Origin of the sequence: Phenylobacterium sp. VNQ135 (assembly GCF_049445735.1) — a bacterium.
Classification (GTDB): Bacteria; Pseudomonadota; Alphaproteobacteria; order Caulobacterales; family Caulobacteraceae; genus Phenylobacterium.
Window position 1 is genome coordinate 761,970 of record NZ_JBMSDS010000001.1, and the last position, 21,036, is coordinate 783,005.

18 protein-coding genes and 1 riboswitch are annotated in these 21,036 nt (G+C 69.9%); of the genes, 10 read left to right on the forward strand and 8 right to left on the reverse strand.

Going from position 1 to position 21,036, the window contains the following annotated elements:
• Positions 1-2 precede the first annotated feature (2 nt).
• Genes ACO2Q0_RS03965 through virB11 form a run of 6 tightly spaced genes read left to right on the forward strand, consistent with a single transcriptional unit; the run spans position 3 to position 6,651 of the window.
• Positions 3-287, forward strand: a complete 285-nt coding sequence (locus ACO2Q0_RS03965) for a type IV secretion system protein VirB3 (RefSeq protein WP_423350174.1) — start codon at positions 3-5, stop codon at positions 285-287.
• A complete protein-coding gene (locus ACO2Q0_RS03970; protein ID WP_423350175.1) occupies positions 284-2,686 on the forward strand; it encodes a VirB4 family type IV secretion/conjugal transfer ATPase in 2,403 nt (800 codons plus the stop codon). Before ACO2Q0_RS03965 ends, ACO2Q0_RS03970 begins: the two co-directional genes overlap by 4 nt.
• The gene (locus ACO2Q0_RS03975) at positions 2,683-3,843 is read left to right on the forward strand and encodes a type IV secretion system protein (RefSeq protein ID WP_423350176.1); all 1,161 of its coding nucleotides are present in this window, start codon (positions 2,683-2,685) and stop codon (positions 3,841-3,843) included. The genes ACO2Q0_RS03970 and ACO2Q0_RS03975 overlap by 4 nt, the downstream gene beginning before the upstream one ends.
• Entirely contained in the window at positions 3,840-4,601 is a 762-nt protein-coding gene (locus ACO2Q0_RS03980; RefSeq protein WP_423350177.1) for a TrbG/VirB9 family P-type conjugative transfer protein, read from the forward strand. Before ACO2Q0_RS03975 ends, ACO2Q0_RS03980 begins: the two co-directional genes overlap by 4 nt.
• Positions 4,598-5,674: a TrbI/VirB10 family protein gene (locus ACO2Q0_RS03985; RefSeq protein WP_423350522.1), complete on the forward strand. Its 1,077-nt coding sequence runs from the start codon at positions 4,598-4,600 to the stop codon at positions 5,672-5,674. Before ACO2Q0_RS03980 ends, ACO2Q0_RS03985 begins: the two co-directional genes overlap by 4 nt.
• Positions 5,671-6,651, forward strand: coding sequence for a P-type DNA transfer ATPase VirB11 (gene virB11, locus ACO2Q0_RS03990; RefSeq protein ID WP_423350178.1), 981 nt, complete (start codon positions 5,671-5,673; stop codon positions 6,649-6,651). Before ACO2Q0_RS03985 ends, virB11 begins: the two co-directional genes overlap by 4 nt.
• Here the strand turns inward: virB11 and ACO2Q0_RS03995 are convergent.
• The 5 genes from ACO2Q0_RS03995 to ACO2Q0_RS04015 form a co-directional block, all read right to left on the reverse strand.
• The gene (locus ACO2Q0_RS03995; protein WP_423350179.1) at positions 6,648-7,664 is read right to left on the reverse strand and encodes an amidohydrolase family protein; all 1,017 of its coding nucleotides are present in this window, start codon (positions 7,662-7,664) and stop codon (positions 6,648-6,650) included. The genes virB11 and ACO2Q0_RS03995 overlap by 4 nt on opposite strands.
• A 77-nt stretch (positions 7,665-7,741) precedes the next feature.
• Positions 7,742-9,688 carry a prolyl oligopeptidase family serine peptidase gene (locus ACO2Q0_RS04000; RefSeq protein ID WP_423350180.1) on the reverse strand — a complete coding sequence of 649 codons (1,947 nt, stop codon included), beginning with the start codon at positions 9,686-9,688 and terminating at the stop codon, positions 7,742-7,744.
• 59 nt (positions 9,689-9,747) lie between these two features.
• The gene (locus ACO2Q0_RS04005) at positions 9,748-12,456 is read right to left on the reverse strand and encodes a TonB-dependent receptor domain-containing protein (protein WP_423350181.1); all 2,709 of its coding nucleotides are present in this window, start codon (positions 12,454-12,456) and stop codon (positions 9,748-9,750) included.
• Between the two features lie 133 nt (positions 12,457-12,589).
• Positions 12,590-12,689: riboswitch (glycine riboswitch) on the reverse strand.
• Positions 12,690-13,023: 334 nt separating this feature from the next.
• Positions 13,024-14,385, reverse strand: a complete 1,362-nt coding sequence (locus tag ACO2Q0_RS04010; protein ID WP_423350182.1) for a sensor histidine kinase — start codon at positions 14,383-14,385, stop codon at positions 13,024-13,026.
• Positions 14,382-15,044, reverse strand: a complete 663-nt coding sequence (locus ACO2Q0_RS04015) for a response regulator (protein WP_423350183.1) — start codon at positions 15,042-15,044, stop codon at positions 14,382-14,384. Before ACO2Q0_RS04015 ends, ACO2Q0_RS04010 begins: the two co-directional genes overlap by 4 nt.
• 38 nt (positions 15,045-15,082) lie before the next feature.
• Here ACO2Q0_RS04015 and ACO2Q0_RS04020 point away from each other — a divergent pair, with 38 nt between their 5' ends.
• The 4 genes from ACO2Q0_RS04020 (at position 15,083) to ACO2Q0_RS04035 (ending at position 17,738) form a co-directional block, all read left to right on the forward strand.
• Positions 15,083-16,174, forward strand: a complete 1,092-nt coding sequence (locus ACO2Q0_RS04020; protein ID WP_423350184.1) for an ABC transporter substrate-binding protein — start codon at positions 15,083-15,085, stop codon at positions 16,172-16,174.
• A gap of 28 nt (positions 16,175-16,202) precedes the next feature.
• Positions 16,203-16,721, forward strand: coding sequence for a glycine cleavage system protein R (locus tag ACO2Q0_RS04025; RefSeq protein WP_423350185.1), 519 nt, complete (start codon positions 16,203-16,205; stop codon positions 16,719-16,721).
• Between the two features lie 49 nt (positions 16,722-16,770).
• Positions 16,771-16,989, forward strand: coding sequence for a helix-turn-helix domain-containing protein (locus ACO2Q0_RS04030; protein ID WP_423350186.1), 219 nt, complete (start codon positions 16,771-16,773; stop codon positions 16,987-16,989).
• Positions 16,990-17,117: 128 nt separating this feature from the next.
• Complete coding sequence (locus ACO2Q0_RS04035) at positions 17,118-17,738, forward strand: chemotaxis protein CheX (protein ID WP_423350187.1); 621 nt, start codon at positions 17,118-17,120, stop codon at positions 17,736-17,738.
• On the opposite strand, the gene ACO2Q0_RS04040 is transcribed toward ACO2Q0_RS04035, so the two are convergent.
• From ACO2Q0_RS04040 to ACO2Q0_RS04050, 3 genes are read right to left on the reverse strand one after another with little or no spacing between them, the layout of a single operon-like run.
• Positions 17,739-20,003 carry a PAS domain S-box protein gene (locus tag ACO2Q0_RS04040; RefSeq protein ID WP_423350188.1) on the reverse strand — a complete coding sequence of 755 codons (2,265 nt, stop codon included), beginning with the start codon at positions 20,001-20,003 and terminating at the stop codon, positions 17,739-17,741.
• Positions 20,004-20,007: 4 nt separating this feature from the next.
• Positions 20,008-20,658, reverse strand: coding sequence for a chemotaxis protein CheX (locus tag ACO2Q0_RS04045; RefSeq protein ID WP_423350189.1), 651 nt, complete (start codon positions 20,656-20,658; stop codon positions 20,008-20,010).
• Positions 20,655-21,035: a response regulator transcription factor gene (locus ACO2Q0_RS04050; protein ID WP_423350190.1), complete on the reverse strand. Its 381-nt coding sequence runs from the start codon at positions 21,033-21,035 to the stop codon at positions 20,655-20,657. Before ACO2Q0_RS04050 ends, ACO2Q0_RS04045 begins: the two co-directional genes overlap by 4 nt.
• Position 21,036: the final 1 nt, after the last annotated feature.

The window sequence follows — 21,036 nt, forward strand, 5'->3', positions numbered from 1 at the left end:
GCATGACCCGGCTCGCGGCCGACCCCGTGTTCGCGGCGCTGACGCGGCCGCAGATGATCGGCGGCGTCACATATCCTTATGCGGTGCTCAACCTAGTCATCACGGCCGAAGCCTTCCTGGTCACGCGCTCCTTCTGGGCGCTGCTGATCGCGGTCGTGATCCACGCCGTGGGGTACGTCGGCTCGCTGCGCGAGCCGCGCTTCTTCGACCTTTGGATCACACGGCTGCGGAGCTGTCCGCGGGTGCGCAACTTCGGCTTCTGGCGCGGGAACTCCTACCAGCCATGACCGCGACTTTCCTCACCACCGGGGCCGGCAAGGCGCTTGCCCCACGCGAGGCGTCGGTGGGCAGCCGCCTGCCTTACCTGGCGCATGCGGACGACGTCACGCTGCGAACGCGGGACGGCATGCTGGTGCAGACGCTGCACCTGGCGGGCTTTCCCTTCGAGACCGCGCCGGACGAGGAGCTGAACTACCGCAAGGCCATCCGCGAGACGGTGCTGCGCGGCGCGGCGAGTTCGCGGCTCGCCATCTACCACCACGTGATCCGTCGGCGGGTGACTCCCGCCTTCCCTCCGGCGCCCGAGGAGCCGTTCTGCGCCGCCCTCGACGCACGGTGGCGCGAGCAACTCGCCGAGCGCCGGCTCTTCGTGAACGACATCTTCCTGACGCTCGTGCTGCGGCCCACCCAGGGCGGCGCCGGTCTGGTCGAGCGGCTGATGAAGGGACCCCGCACCCGGCACGCCGATATCGCCCGCGACCTGCGCGACCTGCATGCGACCCGGGAGGCCTTCGCTGCGGCGCTGTCGCCCTACGGCGCACGCACGCTGGGGCTCTACAGCGGCCCCGGCGGAGCGCGGCGCTCCGAGCCCGCCGAATTCCTCAGCCTGATCCTCAACGGCGACTTGCGGCCGGTTCTGGAGCCTGCCGGCGATCTGGGCCAGGCCATCGCCACGCGGCGCCTCAGCTTCGGCCTCGACGCGATGGAGTTCGGCCCAGCCGCCGGCCCCGCCGCCTTCGGGGCGATGGTGTCCCTCAAGGACTATCCCGCGCGCACGGCGCCGGGCCTGCTCGACGGCGTGCTGCGCCTGCCGATGGAAATGGTGCTGACCGAAAGCTTCGCCTTCGTGGATCGGCAGGTCGCCCTGGACAGGATGGGTCTGGCGCTGCGCCGCCTGAAGGCCGCCGAGGACGACGCCTTCAGCCTCCGCGCCGAACTCGCCCAGGCGCGCGACGACGTCGGCGCCGGTCGCGCAGCCTACGGCGAACATCACCTGACGATCCTGGCCAAGGCGGACACCCTGGACGAGCTCGACGCCCAGGTCGCCGAGATCCAGTCGTCGCTCGCCGAGACCGGCGCGGTGGCGGTCCGCGAGGACGTGAACCTGGAGCCGGCCTTCTGGGCCCAGTTCCCCGCCAACTTCGGGTTCATCGGCCGCAAGGCGCTGATCTCGGCCGGAAACTTCGCGGGGCTCGCCAGCTTCCACAATCATCCGACCGGCCAGGCGGAGGGCAATCACTGGGGGCCCGCCATCGCCGTCCTAGAGACCACGGCGTTCGGGCCCTACCACTTCAACTTCCACAACGCCGACCTGGGCAACTTCACGCTCATCGGCCCGTCCGGCTCCGGCAAGACCGTCCTGCTGACCTTCCTGCTCGCCCAGGCGGAGCGTCTGAAGCCGCGGATCGCCTACTTCGACAAGGACCGCGGCGCCGAGCCCTTCATCCGCGCAATCGGCGGCCGCTACGACGTCATCTCGCCGGGCGAGCCGACCGGCTTCAATCCGCTGGCCCTCGCCGACACGCCGGCCAACAGGGCCTTCCTTGCCGAATGGGTCGCGCAGCTCCTGACCAGCGGCGGAGAAACGCTCGACAGTGAGGATCGGCTGATGATCGCCGACGCCGTCGACGCCAACTTCGCCCAGCCGCCCGGCCACCGCCGCATCCGCTACCTGCGCGAACTCTTCCGTGGCGCGCGGCGCCCGCACGCCGGCGACCTCGCCGCGCGTCTCGCCCCCTGGTGTGACGACGGCGAACACGCCTGGCTGTTCGACAACGCCGCCGACCAGCTCGATGTCGAGACCCGGATCCTGGGCTTCGACATGACGCGCCTGCTGGACGCGCCAGTCATCCGCATCCCGGCGATGATGTACCTGTTCCACCGCCTGGAGCAGCGCCTGGACGGCAATCCGGCAATGTTCATCGTCGATGAGGGCTGGAAGGTCCTGGACGACCCGGTGTTCGTCCGCCGCATCAAGGATTGGGAGAAGACCATCCGGAAGCGGAACGGGCTCGTGGGGTTCTGCACCCAGAGCGCTTCCGACGCGCTCGACAGCCGCATCGCCTCGGCGATCATCGAGCAGGCGGCGACGCAGATCTTCTTCCCGAACGCTCGGGCCAAGGCCTCGGATTATGTGGACGGCTTCGGCCTGACCGAGCACGAGTTCGAACTGGTCCGCACCTTGCCGGACACGTCGCGATGCTTCCTCATCAAGCGGGGCGACCACAGCGTCGTCGCGCGTCTCGACCTGGCGGGCCTCTCCGGCGAGCTGGCGGTGCTGGCCGGCACCGAACGGGCGGTTCGCCGGCTCGACGCCCTGCGCGAGGAGGTCGGGGACGAACCCGCGGCATGGCTGCCCGCCTTCATGGCCGGCAAGGAGGTCCGCGAAGGACGGAGCGCGGCATGAGCGGCGCCTGTCCTGCCGTGGTGGACGCCGGCGTCGTGCGCGGCGTGCTGGCCACCATCGACTGCCAGACCAAGGTCTATGCTCAGGGCGGCTACCTGGCCCTCGCAAGCTCGCCCGTCTTCCAGGCGGCGATCACGGCGCTGCTCACCATCTACGTGGCCCTGATCGGCTACCGGATGCTGTTCGCGCGCGGCGCCGCGCGGATCTCAGACGCTCCGGTCATCGCCCTGAAGATCGGCGCGATCCTGGCCCTGACCACCAGTTGGGCGACCTTCCAGACGCTGGTGTTCGACGTCGCCGACCGCGCGCCGGTCGAGATCGCCGCGCTCGTCGCCCAGCCTTTTCAGGACAACGGCGGCTCGAGCTTCGCCGCCTCCCCCATCGATGGGCTTCAGACGGCCTACGGCGAGTTCAGCAAGACCGCCGCCGCCTATGGCAGGATCGCCGGCCCCGAAGCCAAGGGCTATTCCAGCCCGCAGGCCGCAGCGGCCGAGAGTTCGGCGGCGGCCTCGGGCGTGATCTTCCTGGCCAGCGCGGGCGTCATCTCCGCCGCGACGATCGCCATCGGCGTGCTGACCGCCATAGGGCCGCTGTTCATCGCCCTGGCGCTCATTCCGGTCACGCGCGGCCTGTTCGTCGGCTGGGTGCGGGCGCTGGTCGCCGCGGCTCTCGTGCCGCTGGTCGCCTGGACGCTCATCATCCTCATGCTGGCCGTGCTGGAGCCCTGGATCGCCCTGCTCGCCCAGCAGCGCATCGGGCAGAAGCTTGATCCGCAAACCGCGATGAGCGCGGCGGCCCTCGTCTTCGTATTCGCCGCCGGCCAGGCCGCGCTGGTCATCGGGGCGTGCGTCATGGCCTTCGGCTTCCGGCTGCCCAGCCCGGGCCGCGCATCCGCCATCCCGGGCGGAACCCAGGCTGGACCGTCCGCCGCCGAGGCTCCCGCGATCCCGCCGCCGTCGCGCGCCGAACAGCTCGCGCTCAACCTCCAGCGCGACCATGCCCAGGCAGCCACCCGCAGCCGAGCCGGAGAGGCGGCCGCGGCCGCCGCCGCCGGGGCGCAGCGGGCTGTCTCCGTCACTATGGCCGAAGCCCCTCGCCTGGGCGACGGCTACCGCCGTCCAACCGTCACCGCCCGCCGCGCGGGAGCTGCAAGATGACCCGACTTCCCGTCCTGGCCGCCGCCGTCGTGCTGCTGGCCGCTCAGTCCGCTGGCGCGGTCGTGCCGCGACCGGGCCCCGGCGACCCGCGCATCCACGTTGTGCCTTACGCGCCTGAGGATGTCGTGGAGCTGCGCGTCGCCCTCGGCTATCAGCTCGCCGTCGAGTTCGATCCCGCAGAGCGTATCGAGAACGTCGCCATCGGGGACTCCCTGGGCTGGCAGGTGACGCCGAACAAGCGGGCCAACCTGCTGTTCCTCAAGCCGATGGGCGCGCGGCCCGCGACGAACATGACGGTCGTCACGAACCTCCGCCGCTACAACTTCGAACTGTCCGTCCGCGGACGCTCGGCCGCCAAGGGCGCGCCGTTCACGGTGCGCTTCCTCTACGCGCCGCCCGCCGTCGCGCTGGTGGCGGAGCCGCCGCCGCCCGCGCCGCCCGAGGAGCGCAACGTCGCCTATTCCTACCAGGGATCGACCAAGAACCTGCCGATCAAGGTCTTCGACGACGGGCTCGACACCTACTTCGCCTTTCGCGCCGATGAGGACCTCCCTGCCGTCTTCGCCATCGAGGCCGATGGCGGCGAGGCGGTGGTCAACACCCGGCAGCGCGACGGCTACGTCGTCGTCGACCGGGTCGTCCGCGGCTTCGTCCTGCGGCGCGGCGACGAGGTGACCCGCATCTACAACGACGGCTTCCGGGTGCAGGAAGCCAGCGCGCTGCAAGAGCGCAAGAAGGACCCGTGGTGGCGGCGATGAAGCGCAAGAACCAGACCCAGGCTCCAGCCGAACTCAGCCCCGTCTTCGCCCGAGCCGGCGCCCTGCCCCGCGTACAGGCCCCCGACTCCCCGTGGACTGTATGGGTGGGCGTCGGCGGCGCGGCCTTGCTGGGCGTCCTGGTCTTCAACGGCCTCAGCAGCGGCCGCGAGGCTCACGCACAGACGCCGGCTCCGCCAGCCCCGAAGGCCGCGCCAGCGCCAGCCTCACCGCCGCCGCCACCTCCCGCCGCGCCCTCGCCGCAGTCGGCCGCCCCGCTCTACGCGCCGGCCCCGGCCATGCCGCAGCCGAATCCAGAGGAAGCCCACTGGCGCTCGCCCACGGTGGTGGTGGATTTTGGCGGCCAAGCGGCGGCCCAGACCGTGCAACTCGCCCAGGCCGACACGGCGGCCGCGCCCGGCGCTGGCGCCGCGGCCCAGCCGCCCATGTCCGCCGACGAGCGCTTCGCCGCCCGCCTGACCGGCAGCCTTGGTGATGTCGCCCGCGCGGGTCAGATGCGCGACCTCGGCCGAATGATCCCCGAAGGGACGGTGATCGCCGCCGTGCTGGAAACCGCCATCAACTCCGATGTGCCGGGCTCGGTGCGGGGCGTCGTCAGCCGCGACGTGCGCAGCTTCGACGGCAGCCGTGTGCTGATCCCCCGCGGCTCCAAGCTGATCGGCGAGTACAAGAGCGCCGTCGCGGCCGGCCAGTCTCGCGCCTTCGTCGTCTGGTCGCGGGTGATCAGCCCCGCCGGCGTCAGCATCGACATCGGCTCGCCGGCCACCGATCGGCTGGGCCGCGGCGGCCTCACCGGCGACGTCGACCGGCATTTCTTCCAGCGCTTCGGCGCCGGCATCCTGCTCACCGTCCTTCAGGCGGGCACGACGGCGCTGGCCTCGAACGGCGACAGCAGCAACACCCTGATCATCGGCGCGCCGACCTCGGCGGTGTCGGTCGGCCAGACGGCGCTGCAGCAGCAGGTGAATATCCCCGACACCATCAAGGTCGCCCAGGGCGTGCCGGTGCAGGTCCTGGTGGCCCGCGACCTCGACTTCTCGGGCGTCGTGCGATGACGGCGAACGTCTATCTCTCTGCGTACCTGGCGCCCCTGTCGCCCTGGCTGTCCAGGCCCGACGTGACCGACGTTCTGATCAACCGGCCAGGCGAAATCTGGGTCGAAACAGCGGGCGGAGGCATATGCCGCGAACCCGCGGACCAACTCGACGAGCAGGCCCTGCAGCGTCTCGCCCGGCAGATCGCGGCCGCTAGCCATCAGGGCGTAAACCGCGAGCAGCCTCTCCTCTCGGCCACCTTGCCTGACGGCGCCCGAGTCCAGGTGGTGGCCCCGCCCGCCACGCGCGGCGGGGTGGCCATGGCCGTGCGCAAGCACCTCATCTCGGACATGAGCGTCGCGGACCTGGCGCGGGACGGCCTTTTCGAGGCCGCAGCGCGGATCGATCGCAGCCGTGAGGCGGAGGCCGACGCCGAGCTGAAGACGATGCTGGACGCTGGCGAGACCGGCGCCTTCCTTGCGGCCGCCGTCGCGCGGCGCAAGACCATCGTGATCTCGGGCGGCACGGGCAGCGGCAAGACCACCCTGCTGAACGCCCTGGTGAAGGAGATCGACCGCGGCGAGCGGCTGGTGGTCATCGAGGATGCGCCCGAGATCCGTCTGGACCATCCGAACAGCGTGGGCCTCGTCGCCGTGCGCGGCGAACTCGGCGAGGCCCGGGTGGACGCCGACGCCTTGCTGGCCGCCTCCCTCCGCCTCCGGCCCGACCGCATCATGCTGGGCGAGCTCCGCGGCAAGGAGGCGTTTGCGTTCCTCCGGGCGGTGAACAGCGGCCATCCCGGCTCAATCACGACCGTCCATGCCGACAGTCCCGCGGGCGCCTTGGACCAGATCGCGCTGCTGGCGCTGACTTCAGGCGTCGACCTGGGCTGGGACAAGGTCCAGACCTACGTCCGGCGGGTGATCGACGTGGTCGTGCAGATCGAGCGGACCGACGGCCTGCGCCGCGTGACGGACGTCTTGTTCCAGCCGCGCTAGCGGGTGGGACGGGCCGACCGCCCGCCCCGCGGCAGCGGAACGCTCGCGGCTGAGATCGCGGCTTGCGCCGCCGGATCGAGGGACGGCTCGGCGCCTAAAGCCGCGTAGTAGCCTCTGAGATCGCCGGCGAAGGGCCAGTCCGAGGCGGCAAGGAAGCGCGACGCGCCGATCCTCTTCAAGAGGAGCGAGAACGCCGCGCGGTCCGCTGCGCTCGTCTCCGGACGGTAGACCTGCGCCAGGTCGAACCACAGGTTGCGGGCGAGGCGGGGGTTGCGTTCGACCGCATCGGCGAAGGCTCCAAGCGCGCCCAGCGTCTGGGGGTCGATGCCGCCCCACCCGGCGGAATGGGCGATGACCACGGGAACGCCCCGCGCCTCCGGCAACACCTCGCGGATGAAGGTCTCGGCGTCGGCGCGGCCGTAATCCGCTGCGCCGGTGCGCATGTGGATCATGATCGCGAAACGCGCCTTCGATGCCGCGCGGAACACCGCCTTCAGGCGGGCGATGTCCGCTGGCGAGCGAAGGTCGACGCCGGAGTTCGTGAGATGCAGCTTGATCCCCGCGGCGGCTGGATCGCGCCGCCAGGCCGCGATCTCGCTGAGCGCGGTGTCGGTCAGCGGATTGACGCCGATGAAGGCGGTCAGCCGATCGGGGTGCGCCCGCGCCTCGCCCACGGTGAAGGCGTTGGCGGCGTGCACGCGCTGGGGCGCATCGGCGGGAACCGGTCCCATCAAGGCGCTCTCGGCAAGATAGCCCGTCGAAAGCAGCCAGCCCCGCCGGATGCCCGCCGCGTCGAGGGCGGCCAGTGCGTCCGCGGTGGCGAGAGGCTGCACGAAGCGGGCGTCGCACGGCTGCTTGCGGTAAGGACTTGCGCAATAGGCCGGCAGCATCTCGAGGATGGCCGGGGAATGGACGTGCATGTGGTGGTCGGTCGTCACCGGCCCCGGGCCGGCGTGCGCCAGGGTGGACATGGCCGCGGTCCAGACGACGACGGCGCTCAGCAAGCGGCGCATGGGCGTTTCCACGTTCGAGCAGGATCGAAAAGGCGGAGCGCGACGGGCCGTGGGGGCGGCCCGCCGCGCTCCACGAACTACTCGACGGTCTCGCCGAGCAGGTTCTTCCGCCAGAACTGCAGGACCGTCCAGAAGTGGTAGTCCTCGTTCTCCTTCTTCTGGAAGATATGCCCCTCGTTGGTCGCGAGCATGTGGCCGACCGTGCCGCCGTGGCTGCGGATCGCCTTGATGACCTGGTCGGCCTCGGACGGCGGGACGCGCGGATCGTTGCCCCCCGTCGCCACGAGCATCGGGATCTTGACCCGGTCGATCGACGTCAGCGGAGAGATCTCCTGCAGCTTGGCGCGCTGCTTCGGATCGCGCTCGTCCCCGTACTCCACACGCCGCAGGTCGCGACGGTAGGCCTGGGTGTTTTCCAGGAAGGTGACGAAGTTGGAGATCGCGACGGTGCAGCTCGCGCCCTTGAGCCGATCGCCGTAGCGGATGGCCACGGCGTAGCACATGTAGCCGCCGTACGAGAGCCCCGAGACGCCGAAGCGCGAGGCGTCCAGCGCGGGGTCCTGCGCCAGGGCGTCGTAGAACGGCCCGATGTCCTTGACCGAGTCCTCGCGCTTGAACGGTCCGTTGTCGAGGTTGACGAACCGCTTGCCGAAGCCGGAGGAGCCGCGGACGTTCGGCATGAAGACCGCAACGCCCAATTCGTTGATCAGATAGTTCCAAGAGCCGATGAAGTCGGGCCGGACCTGGCCCTCCGGCCCGCCGTGGATGTCCATCACCAGCGGCCGCTTACCCGGGAACTTCGCCGGATCGGGCCGGTAGAGGAATCCCGACACGGTCTCGCCGTCGAAGCTCTTCACCTCGATCAGCTTGGGCTCGACGTTCTTCTCGGGATCGAGGCCGCCGCTCTCGCTGCGGGTCCAACGGGTGACCGTGAGAGTCTTCGGGTCGATCGAGAATGCGTCTCCAGGCACGCGAGCCGACGAAAGGCTGAGGCCGATGTCGCCCCAGGGGGCGATCTGGATGGTGTCGCCGATGCTCCATTGCAGAACCCCGGCCGGCAACCCATCGACGTTGCGTGTCGCCCCCGTCGCCGTGTTCATGACGCGCAGCCGCGTCACACCGGCCTCGTTGATCGCATAGGCGATGAAGCTGCCGTCAGGCGAGATTGCGAAGTCGCTGACGTCCCACTTGGGCTCCTTGCTCACCGGGGTAAACCTGCCCGTCTTCCGGTCAAGCTTGCCGAGGCGGAGGAAGTCGGAGTCCTTGTCCGAGGTTGTCCAGACCGTCCCGTCCGGCGCATAGCGAGCGCCCGGATACGCAACCTGCGCCTTGGCGTCGGTGATCCGGGTCAGCTTGCCGCTCGCGACGTCCAGTTCGTAGAGGATCGTCTGGTTGATCGACGTGCGGTTCGACACCAGGGCGGTGCGGCCGTCTTCCGAGAAATCCGAGATGCTCCAGCCCCCGCCCGTCACCTGGGCGACCAGGCGCTCGCTTCCGGGTTTCGTGGGATCGGCGACATAGAGGTCCATGTCCGCGCCGTTGCGGCGGCTCGAGGCGTAGCCGATCAGCTTGCCGTCCGGGCTCCAGGCGCCGAACCAGTTGCGGCTCTTGCCATCGGTAAGCAGGTGCAGCCGGCCGTCCTTCAGGGTGTAGAGCTGGTAGAACTCGCCGCCGCCGACGTCCTTCTGCACGACCGTCGTCGCGCCGTCGGGCGACAGCGCCGCGAACATGATCGGCTCATCCTCGAAGCTCACCTGCCGCCGGTCGCCATAGGGCGCCTGGACGATATGCAGCTGCTCCGTCGCGCCGAAGCGCGTTTTGATCAGCATCGATCGATCGGCGGCGTTCCAGCCGAGGAACGCCGCTCGGCGCGCCTGCAGATAGGGTCGCGTCGCGTCGGCCAGAGACTCGGGAACGGACGGCAGGCCGTCGGCGACGACGGCCGCCGGCGGCTTGACCGCGGCCACGGCTGGGGCCGCTGCGCCGAGCATCAGCGCCAACGCCAGGGAAAGGCGGATGTGCATGGGGATTGCCTTGAGGGGGTAAGCCGCGGGCCGCTCGCAGCGAGCGGCCCGCAGGAAGCCTAGAACGCGACGCGGGCGCCGACCGTGAAGTAGCGGCCGATCACGTCGTAGTACGGCGAGTAGAGCGACCCGGGCGGCGGGTCCTTGTCGAACAAGTTGGTGACGGCGCCATACAGCTCCACGTCGTGGCCGCTGATGTTCTGGAGCCGGGCGTTCACCCCCACGTCGAAGTAGGTATAGGCGTCGATCTCGTTGTTCACGATGTTGATCGTCTTGTTGTACTCGCCCTTCGAGATGTAGCGCGCGCGGACGTAGCCGCCGTACATCTCACCCTTCCAGTCGACGCTGCCCATCACGCGCAGCTTGGGCACGCCCAGGCCGAAGGAGTAGCCCTGCGACCGGACGTATTCGATGACGCTGATGCCGTCGTCGGTGGTGAGGCTGTTGACCCACGTCCCGACGAGCCGGAGCTGCAACTGGCCCGACCCGCCTTCGAACAGCGCGTCCACCGGCGTCCGGTAGGACACCTCGGCGTCGATGCCGTCGGTCTTGTACTTGGACAGGTTCACATAGGTCGAACGCGTGCGGATCAGGTTGCCCGCGGCGTCGCGATCCACCTTGTCGCAAAGGGCGGTGTTGCCGTTGAAGCAGCGGGTGACCAGGTCCTGCGGCGCGATCGTCGTGATGACGTCGTCGATCTTGATGTCGAAGTAGTCGACCGAGATGTTCAGCCCCGAGACCTGCGGCGGTTGCCAGGTGACGCCGAGGGTCAGCGTGTCGGCGGTCTCCGGCGTCAGGCCGGGATTGCCGCCGCCGTTGTTCAGCACATAGACCGTCTGGCCCTTCACCGGGTCGTTGATGTTGTTGTAGCCGGTCGTGGTGGTGGTGAAGAGCTCGGTGAGGTTGGCCGAGCGGATGTCGCGCGAAAGCGTGATCCGGCCGCGGAAGCCCTCGAAGAACTCGTTGGTGGCGCCGACCTTCCACGACCAGATCGAGCCGGTCGTATCGTAGTCCGAGATCCGCGCCGCGGCGTTGAGGTCCAGCTTCCGCAGGAGCGGCACGTCGGCCACAACGGGGATGAGGATTTCGCCGAAGGCTTCCTTCACCGTGAACTCGCCGGCCATCGCCGAGAAGCTGAAGGTAGTGAAGGCCTTGGCGGTGTCGAGCGCGCCGACCGTCTGCTTGACCTGCTCCTTACGCGCCTCGACGCCCACGGCGATCGAGACATCGCCCGCTGGTAGCGCGAAGGGCTCGCCGCGGAGGCTCACGCCGCCGACGTCCAGCTTCGTCGTGGCGCGCTGCTGCGGGGTGCCGGTGACGTAGTCGATGGCCGCCTGAGAGGGCGCGCCGAGACCGAACAGGTTGATCGGAACGCAGTTGGTCTGGGGATTGGTCAGAGCGATCCGGCAGATCGGCTGCCCCGTCGTCGGGCTGATCACCGAATCCACCGCGTTGGCGAATTCCTGGCGAAGCTGGAAGCCGGGCGTGTCGATGTTGTTCTCGAACTCGCCGTGGCTGTAGTAGGCGCTCCAGCGCCAGGCTTCGTCGGCGAACGAGCCGTCGAGGGCCAGCGAGACCTGGGTGTTGACCCGCTCGAAGTCGATCTGACCGTAGGATAGGTCGGAGTTGAACCGGCCCATGGTGAAGCTGGTCTGGCCGGCGGCGGCCAAGGCGTTGCGCACTTCCGAGGACAGGAAGGCGTTGTCGCTCTTGATCGTCAGGTTGCCGCGGTTGTGGTCGCCGAACCAGATGTAGTTGTTCCACATCCGCGACCGCAGCACATCGGCCGTGAACTTCAGGTTGTCGCTGATGTCGTAGGTGGCGGCGGCCATCAGCGCGTAGCGACGCTGCGGCGTCACGAGCGGGCTGAGATCGTCGTTCGAAGGTCCTTCCCCGCCGATCATCGATGTGCCGACGACGGTTCCGTAGTTGAAGTTGCGCAGAGAGCCGTCCGGATTGAAGGCCTTGCCAGCGAGCACCCCGGACATGATCAGGCCGCCGTAGGCCGCGTTCGAGAAGCCCACGTCGCCGACGTTGATGAAGGCGCCGGCCCCGTTGGAGACTTGGGACCAGCGGCCGACGTTCTTCCGCGAGTTCTTCGGGATGACGCCGTCGTTGTCGAGATATTCGCCGCCGACCACCACGTGGCCGCGACCTCCGGCGAAGGACAGCCCGTAGGCGCCCTCGAGGCGCACCTCGGCCGCGTCGTCACGCGAGGAGATGCCGTACTGGGCGCCGAGCTTGCCGCCGTCCAACTCGCGATTGATGCTGATGTTCACGACGCCGGCCACGGCGCCCGAGCCCCAGGCGGCCGAGGCGCCGCCGGTGACGACGTCGACGCCCTTGATGAGCACGGTCGGGATGGTGTTGAGGTCGTTCTCGCTGCTGAAGCGGCGACCGTCGAGCAGCACCAGCGTGCGGCTGATGCCGAGCCCGCGGAGGTCCAGCGGCGCATTGCCTGCGCCGGTGTTGGTGCCCGTCGTCTGCGGCGAGGTGGTGGCCCGGAACTGCGGCAGATCGTTCAGGGCGGCGGCCACGTTCGGACGCGCGCCGACCAGCAGCTCTTCCGGAGTGACGTGCACGGTGGGCGTCGGAGCCTCGAAGCCGGCCACGTCGATGCGCGACGCGGTGACCACGACGGCCTCGACCTCGCTGGGTTCGGCCTTCGTCTGGGCGAGCGCGCCCGAGGCATAGACAGCAGCGAGCAGCGCCGGCGTGAGGCTGCAGCCCATCAGCAGGCGCGAACGCCCGCGGCGAGAGTTAGACATGTGATATCCCCTTTTTCGTTACGCGAGCGACAGCTGTGTTCGGCTTGGCGCCACGGACGCGATCTGCTGCCGCGCTTCGTCGATGAGGCTCATGCGCGACGGCTTCGCCGCGCCGGGCTGCGCTCCGGCCGTCCTTGCCCCCGCTGTCCTCGTGCCTGAGAGATTCAGGCGCCGCAGCGCCCTTGCTCCTTCGGCGAGGTTGGCGCGCCAACCTGCTTTCCAGCGTCAGTCCGTGCTCTGCGGTCCGTTTGCCTGAGCGTTTCCGGGGCGGTTGCGCCTTCGGCGTCGGGTCGAACCCAAATCTCTCCCGCAAGAGCAGGGGCGAGTAAGTTTGGCCCCAGCGGTCCTGTCAAAGCCCAACCAGGCGACCATCTCATTCCGGCACGAAGCGGAATCCAGGCACAATCTTGCGATCGCCACGCGGAGACCTCGCCTCAGGATTGAACCGCGGAGACTCCCGGCGGCGGTCTGACAGGTCGGTGACAGACTCCGCGCGGCGGCAGCTGCCGCCGCATTCTGCGTCACGGCTCCTGATTGCCTGCAAGCTGTGCTCAAGGCGCCACAGTTTTAGGCGCCCTGGAACGTCAAGCGGACGACGAGCCCCCGGCGTCGGCGGTTCGCGATCTCCATCTCGGCTCCGAAGGCTTCGGCGAGCGTCCGCACGATCGCAAGGCCCAGGCCGGCGCCGACCGTGCCGGCCGAACCTGCCCCGCGGTAGAACCGCTCGAACAGGCGCTCGAGCTCGGCAGGCCGCATCCCCGGCCCGCGGTCCCAGATCACCGCGCACGGTCGTCCATCGGCCGCCCTGCACAAGCGGACGAACACCAGGCCGCCGCCATAGACCGCGCCGTTCGACAGCAGATTGCGGAGCATCTCCTCGACCAGCACCGGATCTCCGCGGACGTGAAGTCCGTCGCGCAGATCGCGCACCCGCACCTCGGCGCGTGGGTTGGCCCGCATCACCTCCACCGCGGCCTGGCGAGCCGCGGCGTCCAGCCTGGCGACGCCCGCATCGGCCGCCGCCTCCGCCCTCGCGAGCGCCAGCAACTGCCGGAGCACCACGTTGAGGCGGCCGGACGCATCCCGGGAGTCCTGCACCAGCGCCCGCGCCTCCACGCCCCCCAGCTTGCCCTTGGCCAGCAGGGCGAGGTTCGCGGTGATGACGGACAAGGGCGTGCGCAGCTGGTGCGACGCATCCGCCGCGAACCGCTCCAGGCCGGTCGCCGAGCGTTCCAGGTTGGCCAGCAGGCTGTTGTAGGCCCTGACCACCGGAGCCACCTCGCTCGGGACTCCGTCCAGGGAGGCCGGCGCATAGCTGGCCCGCAGGTCCTGCGAGCGGCGCGTCAGTTCGGCGGCGAGCCGGCGCAGCGGACGCAGGCTCCAGACCGTCGCTGGCCAGATCAGCAGCGCCGCGCCACCGACCAGGCAGACCGGCAGGGCGATCAGACCCAGCAGCAGCTCGCGGACGCTGGCGCGCCGGGAGTCCAGGCTCTGAGCCACGGCCACCGAAACGGGCGCATCAAGGCCCGGCGCCTCGACCCAGGTTTCGGCCACGCGAACCGGCATGCCGAGCATCTCGCCGTCCCCAAAGACGACGGCGTCAACCCGCGCATGAGGGAGCCGCGGCAGCTCGCCATAGCCGGTGACCACGCGGCCGCGATGGCGCACGCCGTAGAAGACGGCGTCTCGTTCCGGCCCGTCCAGAAGGCCCAACGACCAAGGGGACAGCTGGACGCTCGGGCGTCCGTCCCTGACGCTCACCTGCTCCGCGATGGCCATCACGGACGCGGCCAGCAGCCGGTCGGAGTTGCGTTCCACGACCCGTTGCGCGAGCACCGCGCCGCCCGCCGCCAGCGCGACCGCCAGCAGCGCCAGCGGAAGCACCTGGGCCAGCAGCAGCCGGAGCGCCAGACTGGACGGCGGCCTCAAGGATCCAGCCTGTAGCCCACGCCGCGCAGGGTGCGCAGGCGCGGTCCGTCGGGCGCCAGCTTGCGCCGCAAGCGACCGACGTGGACATCCAGGACGTTCGGCGAAATGGCCGTCTCGTCGGGGAACATCTCGGCCACGAGCTGTTCGCGCGTGACGACCCTGCTCGGCCGCGTCGCCAGCACCTTGAGGGCCGCCCACTCCCGCGGGCGCAGGTCCAGCGGCCGCCCCGCGACCGCCGCGCTGCCCGCCTGCAGGTCGCACGTCAGAGGCCCCACCGTGAGGACATTGGCGGCGGCGCCCCCCTTCCGCCGGACGACGGCCCGCACCCGGGCCACCAGTTCCTCCGGCTCGAACGGCTTCAGCACGTAGTCGTCCGCCCCCATGTCCAGGCCGGCGATGCGGTCGGGCACCGCGTCCCGCGCCGTCAAGACGACGATCGGCAGGTCCGACCCGCTGCGCCGGATGCGTGCGAGGATCTCGAAGCCGTCGATATCCGGCAGACCGATGTCCAGTATCAGCGCGTCGAACGTGGACGCGGCCGCCTCGGCCAGGGCTTCCGCGCCCGTGGCGGCCCAATGCGGCTCGTGGCCAGCCCCCGACAGGGACGCAGCGAGGGACCGCCAGAGCGGCGCGTCGTCCTCGACAACTAGGATCTTCATGGCGATGCTTGGGCCGAGGCGGAAACGGGGGAGCGACCTTGGCCATCGGAGCGCAGCCCGCCGTGGGGGTCAAGCCGACCCGCCGCGGGCTCCTGATGACGCTTCCCGCGCTGGGGCTGGGCGGCTGCGGCATGGCCGACGAGGGCTGGACAGCCCGCGCCGCACGGCGCGAGGGCGAAGTGGTAATCTACGCCAACAACGACGTGGCCGGCGCGGTGGCCGAAGGATTCGAGCGCCGACACCCCGGTGTGAAGGTCCGCTTCCGCGAGCTGAACTCGGTCGGAGTCCGCGACGCCGTCATCGCCGAAGACCGCTCGGGGAAGCCCATCGCCGACATCGCCTGGAGCACGGCGATGGACCTGCAGGTGAAGCTCGTGAACGACGGCTACGCCCAGCCAGTGCATCTGGCTGAAGCCGCTGCTTTCCCGCGGTGGGCGGTCTGGCGGAATCGGGGCTTTGCAGTGACCGCCGAGCCGGTCGGTTTCGCCTACAACGGGCGTCTTCTGGGCGAGGTCCCCAGGAGCCACGCCGCCCTGCTTCTGAGCTTGCAGCGGGACCCGTCGGCCTGGCGCGGCAAGCTCGCCCTCTATGATCCGGAGAAGAGCGCCGTCGGGTTCATGTACATGTCCGCCGACACGCAGATCTATCCTCAGGGCTGGGAGCTGCTCGAAGCGATCGCCCGGTCGCGGCCGGGGCTCTATGTGCCGGGCGGCGCCATCATGCGGCGCCTATCGAGCGGCGAGCACCTGCTGGCCTACAACATGACGCTCACCTACGCCGACTGGTGGGCCCGCAACCGCGACGCCAGCATCCGCTTCCTGGCGCCGTCCGACTATCATCTCGTCATCTCAAGCGTGGCCTTCATCCCCCGCGCCGCGCCCCATCCTCACGCAGCCCGGCTGTTCCTCGCCTACCTGCTTTCCGCGGAAGGGCAGGAAAAGTTGCGGCTGGGCCGGTTGCGCCCGTTGCGTGGATACACGGGGGCCGAATCGCCCGGGGCGCGGCACATCCGGGTCGGTCCGGGCCTCCTTGCCAACCTCGACGAGATGCGGCGAACGAGCATGCTCGAGCGTTGGCGCGACGCCCTCCAGTCCCAGCCGGGTAGCGGAAGCGCCGTGGGATCTGACTAGAATTGGCCGACATCGCCTTGGAGCACGCATGACCAAACTGATCCTGAGCGTCACCGGCAGCGACCGGCCGGGGCTGACCGAGGCGCTGGCGGCGGCCGTGCTGGCGGCAGGCGGCAACTGGCTGGAGAGCCATCTGAGCCGGTTAGGCGGCCTCTACGTCGGCTCGGTGCTTGTGGAGGTCGCGGGCGGCGGGGCCGAGGCGCTGCGCCAGGCGGTGGGCGAGGTGGACGGTCGAGGTCTCGAAGTGCGCGTCGCCGCGGCCCTTGAGGCGCCGACGCCGGAACACGGCGATGTCCTGGCGCTCGACGTCGTTGGGCAGGACCGGCCAGGGATCGTCCATCAGGTGACCCGGGCGCTGACCGCCATCGGCGTCAACATCGAGTCCTTCGACACACGGCTGAGCGTCGAGGCTCATTCGGGAGCGCCGCTGTTCCACCTGGACGCCCGAGTGCGGCTGCCGGCCGGGGTGGACGCGGGCCGTGTCCAGGGGGCCCTGGAGGCGATCTCGGCCGAGATCATGGTCGACATCGCGGTTTCTCCGGCCTAGGCACCTCATCGCCTTTCGGGGCGACGACCCGTTCAGAAGCGAGACGTTCATGATCACCACCGGCGACCACCTGCGCCAGGCGCGCGAGGCCATGGGCTGGTCGCCGGCCGACCTCGCCCGCGCGCTGCGGTTCCAGGAGAACCACGGCGCGAGCCGCATCCTGGAGATGGAGTCGGGGAAGCGCCAACTTACCGGTCCGGTGACGGTCGCGGTGGAGGCGCTGCTGCGTGGCTTCCTGCCCGACGGCTTCGAGCCTCCCCCACGCTAGGCGGGGCGGCGGGCGCTCCCGCGCCGCGCGATTGGCCGACGTTACGCCAAAGGCGCGTGCGCACGTCCGCTTGGGAGCCTATAAGCGTCCTGACCGTTGAAGCGTCACAGTAACGATCGCGAGGGCCTTTGCCCCATTCCTCCCTCCTGCGCCTGACCGAGCTCGAGCTCGACGCCCTGACCGAACTGATCAACGTCGGCGTCGGTCGCGCGGCCGCCAACCTCGCGACCATGTGCGGCGAGCCGGTGACGCTGTCGGTGCCGGCGGTCTCCACGGTGACGCCCGAGCAGGCGGCGGAGATGGTCGGCGGGGTGCGCGGCGGGAAGATGATCGCCATCGAGCAGGACTATGCCGGCGACGTCTACGGGCGGGCGATGCTGATCTTCCCGGAATCCAATAGCCTGCAGCTGGTCCAGGCGGTCTCAGGCGACACGACGCCGCCGGAAGAGCTCGCGACCATCGCGCCGGAAGCGCTGATGGAGACGGGCAACGTCGTCCTGCAGGCCTGCCTCGGCACCATCGCCAACATGCTGCACCGGAACCTGGACATCAGCACGCCCAAGCTGGTGGAAGGGCCGGCGCGCGAACTGTTCCCGCGGGTGTCCCGGGACGCCGTGCTCTTCGTCTACATCAACTTCTCGCTCCGGGGTCGCCGCATCCGCGGCTACATCGCCCTGCTCATGGAACTCGCTGCGCTCACGGCGCTCAAGCGCCTGGTGGCCGAGTTCGTGGCGCGCGAGACCGAGTAGTCAGCGCCGGATCATCGCCCGTACCCGACGGGCCAGCACGTTCGTCGCGAAGGGCTTGGCGATCAGCTCGATCCCCGGCTCCAGGAAGTCGGCGCGGCGACCGGCCTCGCCCGCATAGCCGCTGATGAGCAACACCGGCAGCTCCGGGCGCGCGGCGCGGATGCGCCCAGCGAGCGCGCGGCCATCCAAACCCGGAAGGCCGACATCGCTGATCACCAGGTCTAGCCGCTGCTCCGAGGCCACCACCTTCAGCGCAGCCTCCGCGCCGGACGCCTCGACGGGCGCGTAGCCCAGCTCTCGCAGCAGTTCGAGGAGCACCGGCCGCACCGCTGGATCGTCCTCCACCACCAGAACGGCCTCGCCCGAGCCCAGCGGCGTCTCAGCCTCCGGGGCTGCCTCGACCGGCTCCTCGTCGCCCAGATTGCGCGGCAGGCGAAGCCGCACCCTGGTCCCTCGCCCAAGGTCGCTCTCGATGCTGACGTCGCCGCCCGACTGGCGGGCGAAACCGAACACCATGGAGAGGCCGAGGCCGGTGCCCTGGCCCATCGGCTTGGTGGTGAAGAACGGGTCGAACACCCTCGCCAGCACCTCCGCAGACATGCCCGCGCCGGTGTCGCCCACGTTCAGCTGCACGTACTCGCCCGGCGGCAGCTCGCCCACAGCTTCGGCGAGCCGGACATTCTCCGTCGCGATGGTGAGCCGCCCGCCATCGGGCATGGCGTCGCGAGCGTTGATCGCCAGGTTGAGGAGCGCGTTCTCCAGCTGGTTGGCGTCGATCGCCGTGCGCCACAGGTCCGGCGCGAGGCGGACGGCAAGTTCGACCCGTTCTCCCAGCGTGCGACGCAGCAGGTCCTCCATCGATGCGACCAGGACGTTGGCGTCGACGGACTTGGGATCCAGCGTCTGCTGGCGGGAGAACGCGAGCAGACGGTGCGTCAGGGCCGCCGCCCGCTCGGCGGAAGCGATCGCCCCGGTGATGAACTTCTCGGCGTCAGCGACCCTGCCACTGGCGAGCCGACGCTGCACCATATCGAGCCCGCCGAGGATGCCGGTGAGCATGTTGTTGAAGTCGTGGGCGATGCCGCCGGTGAGCTGGCCGACCGCCTCCATCTTCTGGCTCTGGCGGAGCTGCTGCTCGAGCTGCTTGCGCTCGGTCACGTCGCGGCCGACGGCGTAGAACGCCTCGCCCTGCGGAATGACCGTCCAGTTGACCCACCGCCACGCGCCATCCTTGCCGCGCATGCGCGCGTCGAAGTCCTCCAGCGAGACGGCCCCGCCCCCAGACCAGGCCTCGCTCGCGGCCGCCAGGTCGTCGGGCTCGACGAAGTCACGGAAGCTGCGTCCGACGACTTCGGCCTCGTCGTAGCCCAGCACACCGGTCCAAGCCGGGTTCACGGCCCGATAGACACCGTCCTGGCCCACGACGCCGAACAGGTCGCGGGATGTGTTCCAGAGCCGGTCGCGCTCCTGGGTCCGCGCCTCCACCCTTTGCTCGAGCGTCTGGGCGAGCTCTCGCAGCCGCGCCTCGGCCGTCTTGGCGGCGGTGATGTCGTAGACCGCGCCGATGATCGTGGGCTCCGCCGCGTCGCTGGCCGGCCGGCGCTCGCCCTGGACCGCAAGCCAGCGGAGCTGGCCGTCATCGGCCCTGCGTATGCGCACCTCCGTGCGGAAGGTCTCGCCGCCTGCCGCCGACCCGCCGATCAGAGGCGGATCGCCAGGCTCCATGAGGGCGTTGATCGTGCGCACGGGCAGGCTGGCGGCGACGCGCAGCCCCAGCAGCCGGCAGAACTCGTCCGAGACGTCGACGGTCCCGAAGCCTTCCACGAACTCGAAGGTCCCCACCCCGCCCGCGCTCTGAGCGATGCGCAGGCGCTCCTCCGCCCGCTTCTGCTCGGTGACGTCGGTGAGGATGCCGGTGAAGGTCCGCGGGCGCCGGTCCGCGCGGTGTTTGGCCCGACCCCGGGCGCTGACCCACCGAACCCCCTCGTCGGAGACGATGCGAAAGTCCCGCGCGAAAACCTCTGCGCCTTGCGCGACGCCCGCCACGGCGATCCTCAAACGCAGCCGATCGTCGGGATGAACGCGGCCATAGACCTCGGCGGCGGGCACGCCGTGACGCGCCGTCTCCGGCGGGAGTTTCAGCAGGGCGGCGAAGCGAGCGTCGCCTTGCACCCGCTCGCCAACCAGGTCCCAGGCCCAGAGGCCGAGGGCGCCCGTCAGCGGCGGCGACAGCTCCACGTCCTTCTCGGCGCCGGAACCGCTCACCGCATCAGGCCCCGTCGGCGGCAGGCGCGCCGACCACCCGAGCGATGAACTCTCCGATCAAGGTCTTAAGCGCGTCCAGCGAAGGCAAGTCCATCAGGACGGCGATGTAACCCCGCACGTCACGCTCGCTGATCGCGAAATTGATGTAGAGGAACAGCACCACGCCGTCCGACGCAGGCGCCTCGTCGAGCTGGAACAGCCTGGCGCCCTCGCCCCGAAGAACGCCCGGCAAGGACATGTCGAGCGGCCGTTGCAGCATGTTCGCCATCGTGGCGAGGCAGTTGTTCAGGACGACGTTGCCGGTCTCGGCGAGCGCCTCGTCTTCGAACGCCCGCATCTCCGGATCGCTCAGCTCGTCCCCGGTGACCGCTCGCACCAGGGCCAGGCTGTTGGCTTCGGGGAAGATGAGCAGCGCGCGGCCTGAAAAGGCGCCGGTGAAGTCCTGCCGCACCGCCACCAGGTCGCCGATCTCGCGCTCGGCCATCAGCGTGACCGCCTCTCGACGGCTGACCACCTCCACCGACGGCACAGAGAGGAACACCTGGCGATCCACCATCTGCCGCAGGCTCGCGGCCGCGCGGCTGACACCGATGTTCACCAGCTCGGTGAGGGCGTCGATCTCGAGATCGTTCAGGTAGGCGGGCGCGGCGCTCATCCGCCCGCCTGGCGCAGCTTGAGCGCCGCCCCGGAAAGGAAGCCGCGCAGCCCGTCTTCCGTGATCGGCTTCGGCACGAAGGTGGCGCCGGCGGCGCGGGCGCGGCCGATCACCTCGTCCTGCACGTTGGCGGTCGCCAGGGCGATCGGCATGTCCGGATAGCTGGCCCGGAGTTCCTCGGCCAGTTCCAGGCCGTTCCGGCCGGGCATGTTGAAGTCGAGCACGACAACGTCGACGGCGTTCGCCGCGAACACAGCCAGCGCTTCGTCGGCATTGCCGGCCTCCAGCCTGGTCCACTCGGGCTGCAGCGCCGCCACGGCCTTGCCCACCACGATCCGGGCAAGCTTGCTGTCGTCGACAATGAGGACAGTCGTCAAA

Excerpts from the sequence above, each read along its gene's own strand:
- ACO2Q0_RS03975 (WP_423350176.1), top strand. The coding sequence starts at position 2,683 with ATGAGCGGCGCCTGTCCTGCCGTGGTGGACGCCGGCGTCGTGCGCGGC.
- ACO2Q0_RS04000 (WP_423350180.1), bottom strand. The coding sequence starts at position 9,688 with ATGCACATCCGCCTTTCCCTGGCGTTGGCGCTGATGCTCGGCGCAGCG.
- ACO2Q0_RS04045 (WP_423350189.1), bottom strand. The coding sequence starts at position 20,658 with ATGAGCGCCGCGCCCGCCTACCTGAACGATCTCGAGATCGACGCCCTC.
- ACO2Q0_RS03995 (WP_423350179.1), bottom strand. The coding sequence starts at position 7,664 with ATGCGCCGCTTGCTGAGCGCCGTCGTCGTCTGGACCGCGGCCATGTCC.
- ACO2Q0_RS04030 (WP_423350186.1), top strand. The coding sequence starts at position 16,771 with ATGATCACCACCGGCGACCACCTGCGCCAGGCGCGCGAGGCCATGGGC.
- ACO2Q0_RS03980 (WP_423350177.1), top strand. The coding sequence starts at position 3,840 with ATGACCCGACTTCCCGTCCTGGCCGCCGCCGTCGTGCTGCTGGCCGCT.
- ACO2Q0_RS04025 (WP_423350185.1), top strand. The coding sequence starts at position 16,203 with ATGACCAAACTGATCCTGAGCGTCACCGGCAGCGACCGGCCGGGGCTG.
- ACO2Q0_RS04005 (WP_423350181.1), bottom strand. The coding sequence starts at position 12,456 with ATGTCTAACTCTCGCCGCGGGCGTTCGCGCCTGCTGATGGGCTGCAGC.
- virB11 (WP_423350178.1), top strand. The coding sequence starts at position 5,671 with ATGACGGCGAACGTCTATCTCTCTGCGTACCTGGCGCCCCTGTCGCCC.
- ACO2Q0_RS04015 (WP_423350183.1), bottom strand. The coding sequence starts at position 15,044 with ATGAAGATCCTAGTTGTCGAGGACGACGCGCCGCTCTGGCGGTCCCTC.
- ACO2Q0_RS03970 (WP_423350175.1), top strand. The coding sequence starts at position 284 with ATGACCGCGACTTTCCTCACCACCGGGGCCGGCAAGGCGCTTGCCCCA.
- ACO2Q0_RS03985 (WP_423350522.1), top strand. The coding sequence starts at position 4,598 with ATGAAGCGCAAGAACCAGACCCAGGCTCCAGCCGAACTCAGCCCCGTC.
- ACO2Q0_RS03965 (WP_423350174.1), top strand. The coding sequence starts at position 3 with ATGACCCGGCTCGCGGCCGACCCCGTGTTCGCGGCGCTGACGCGGCCG.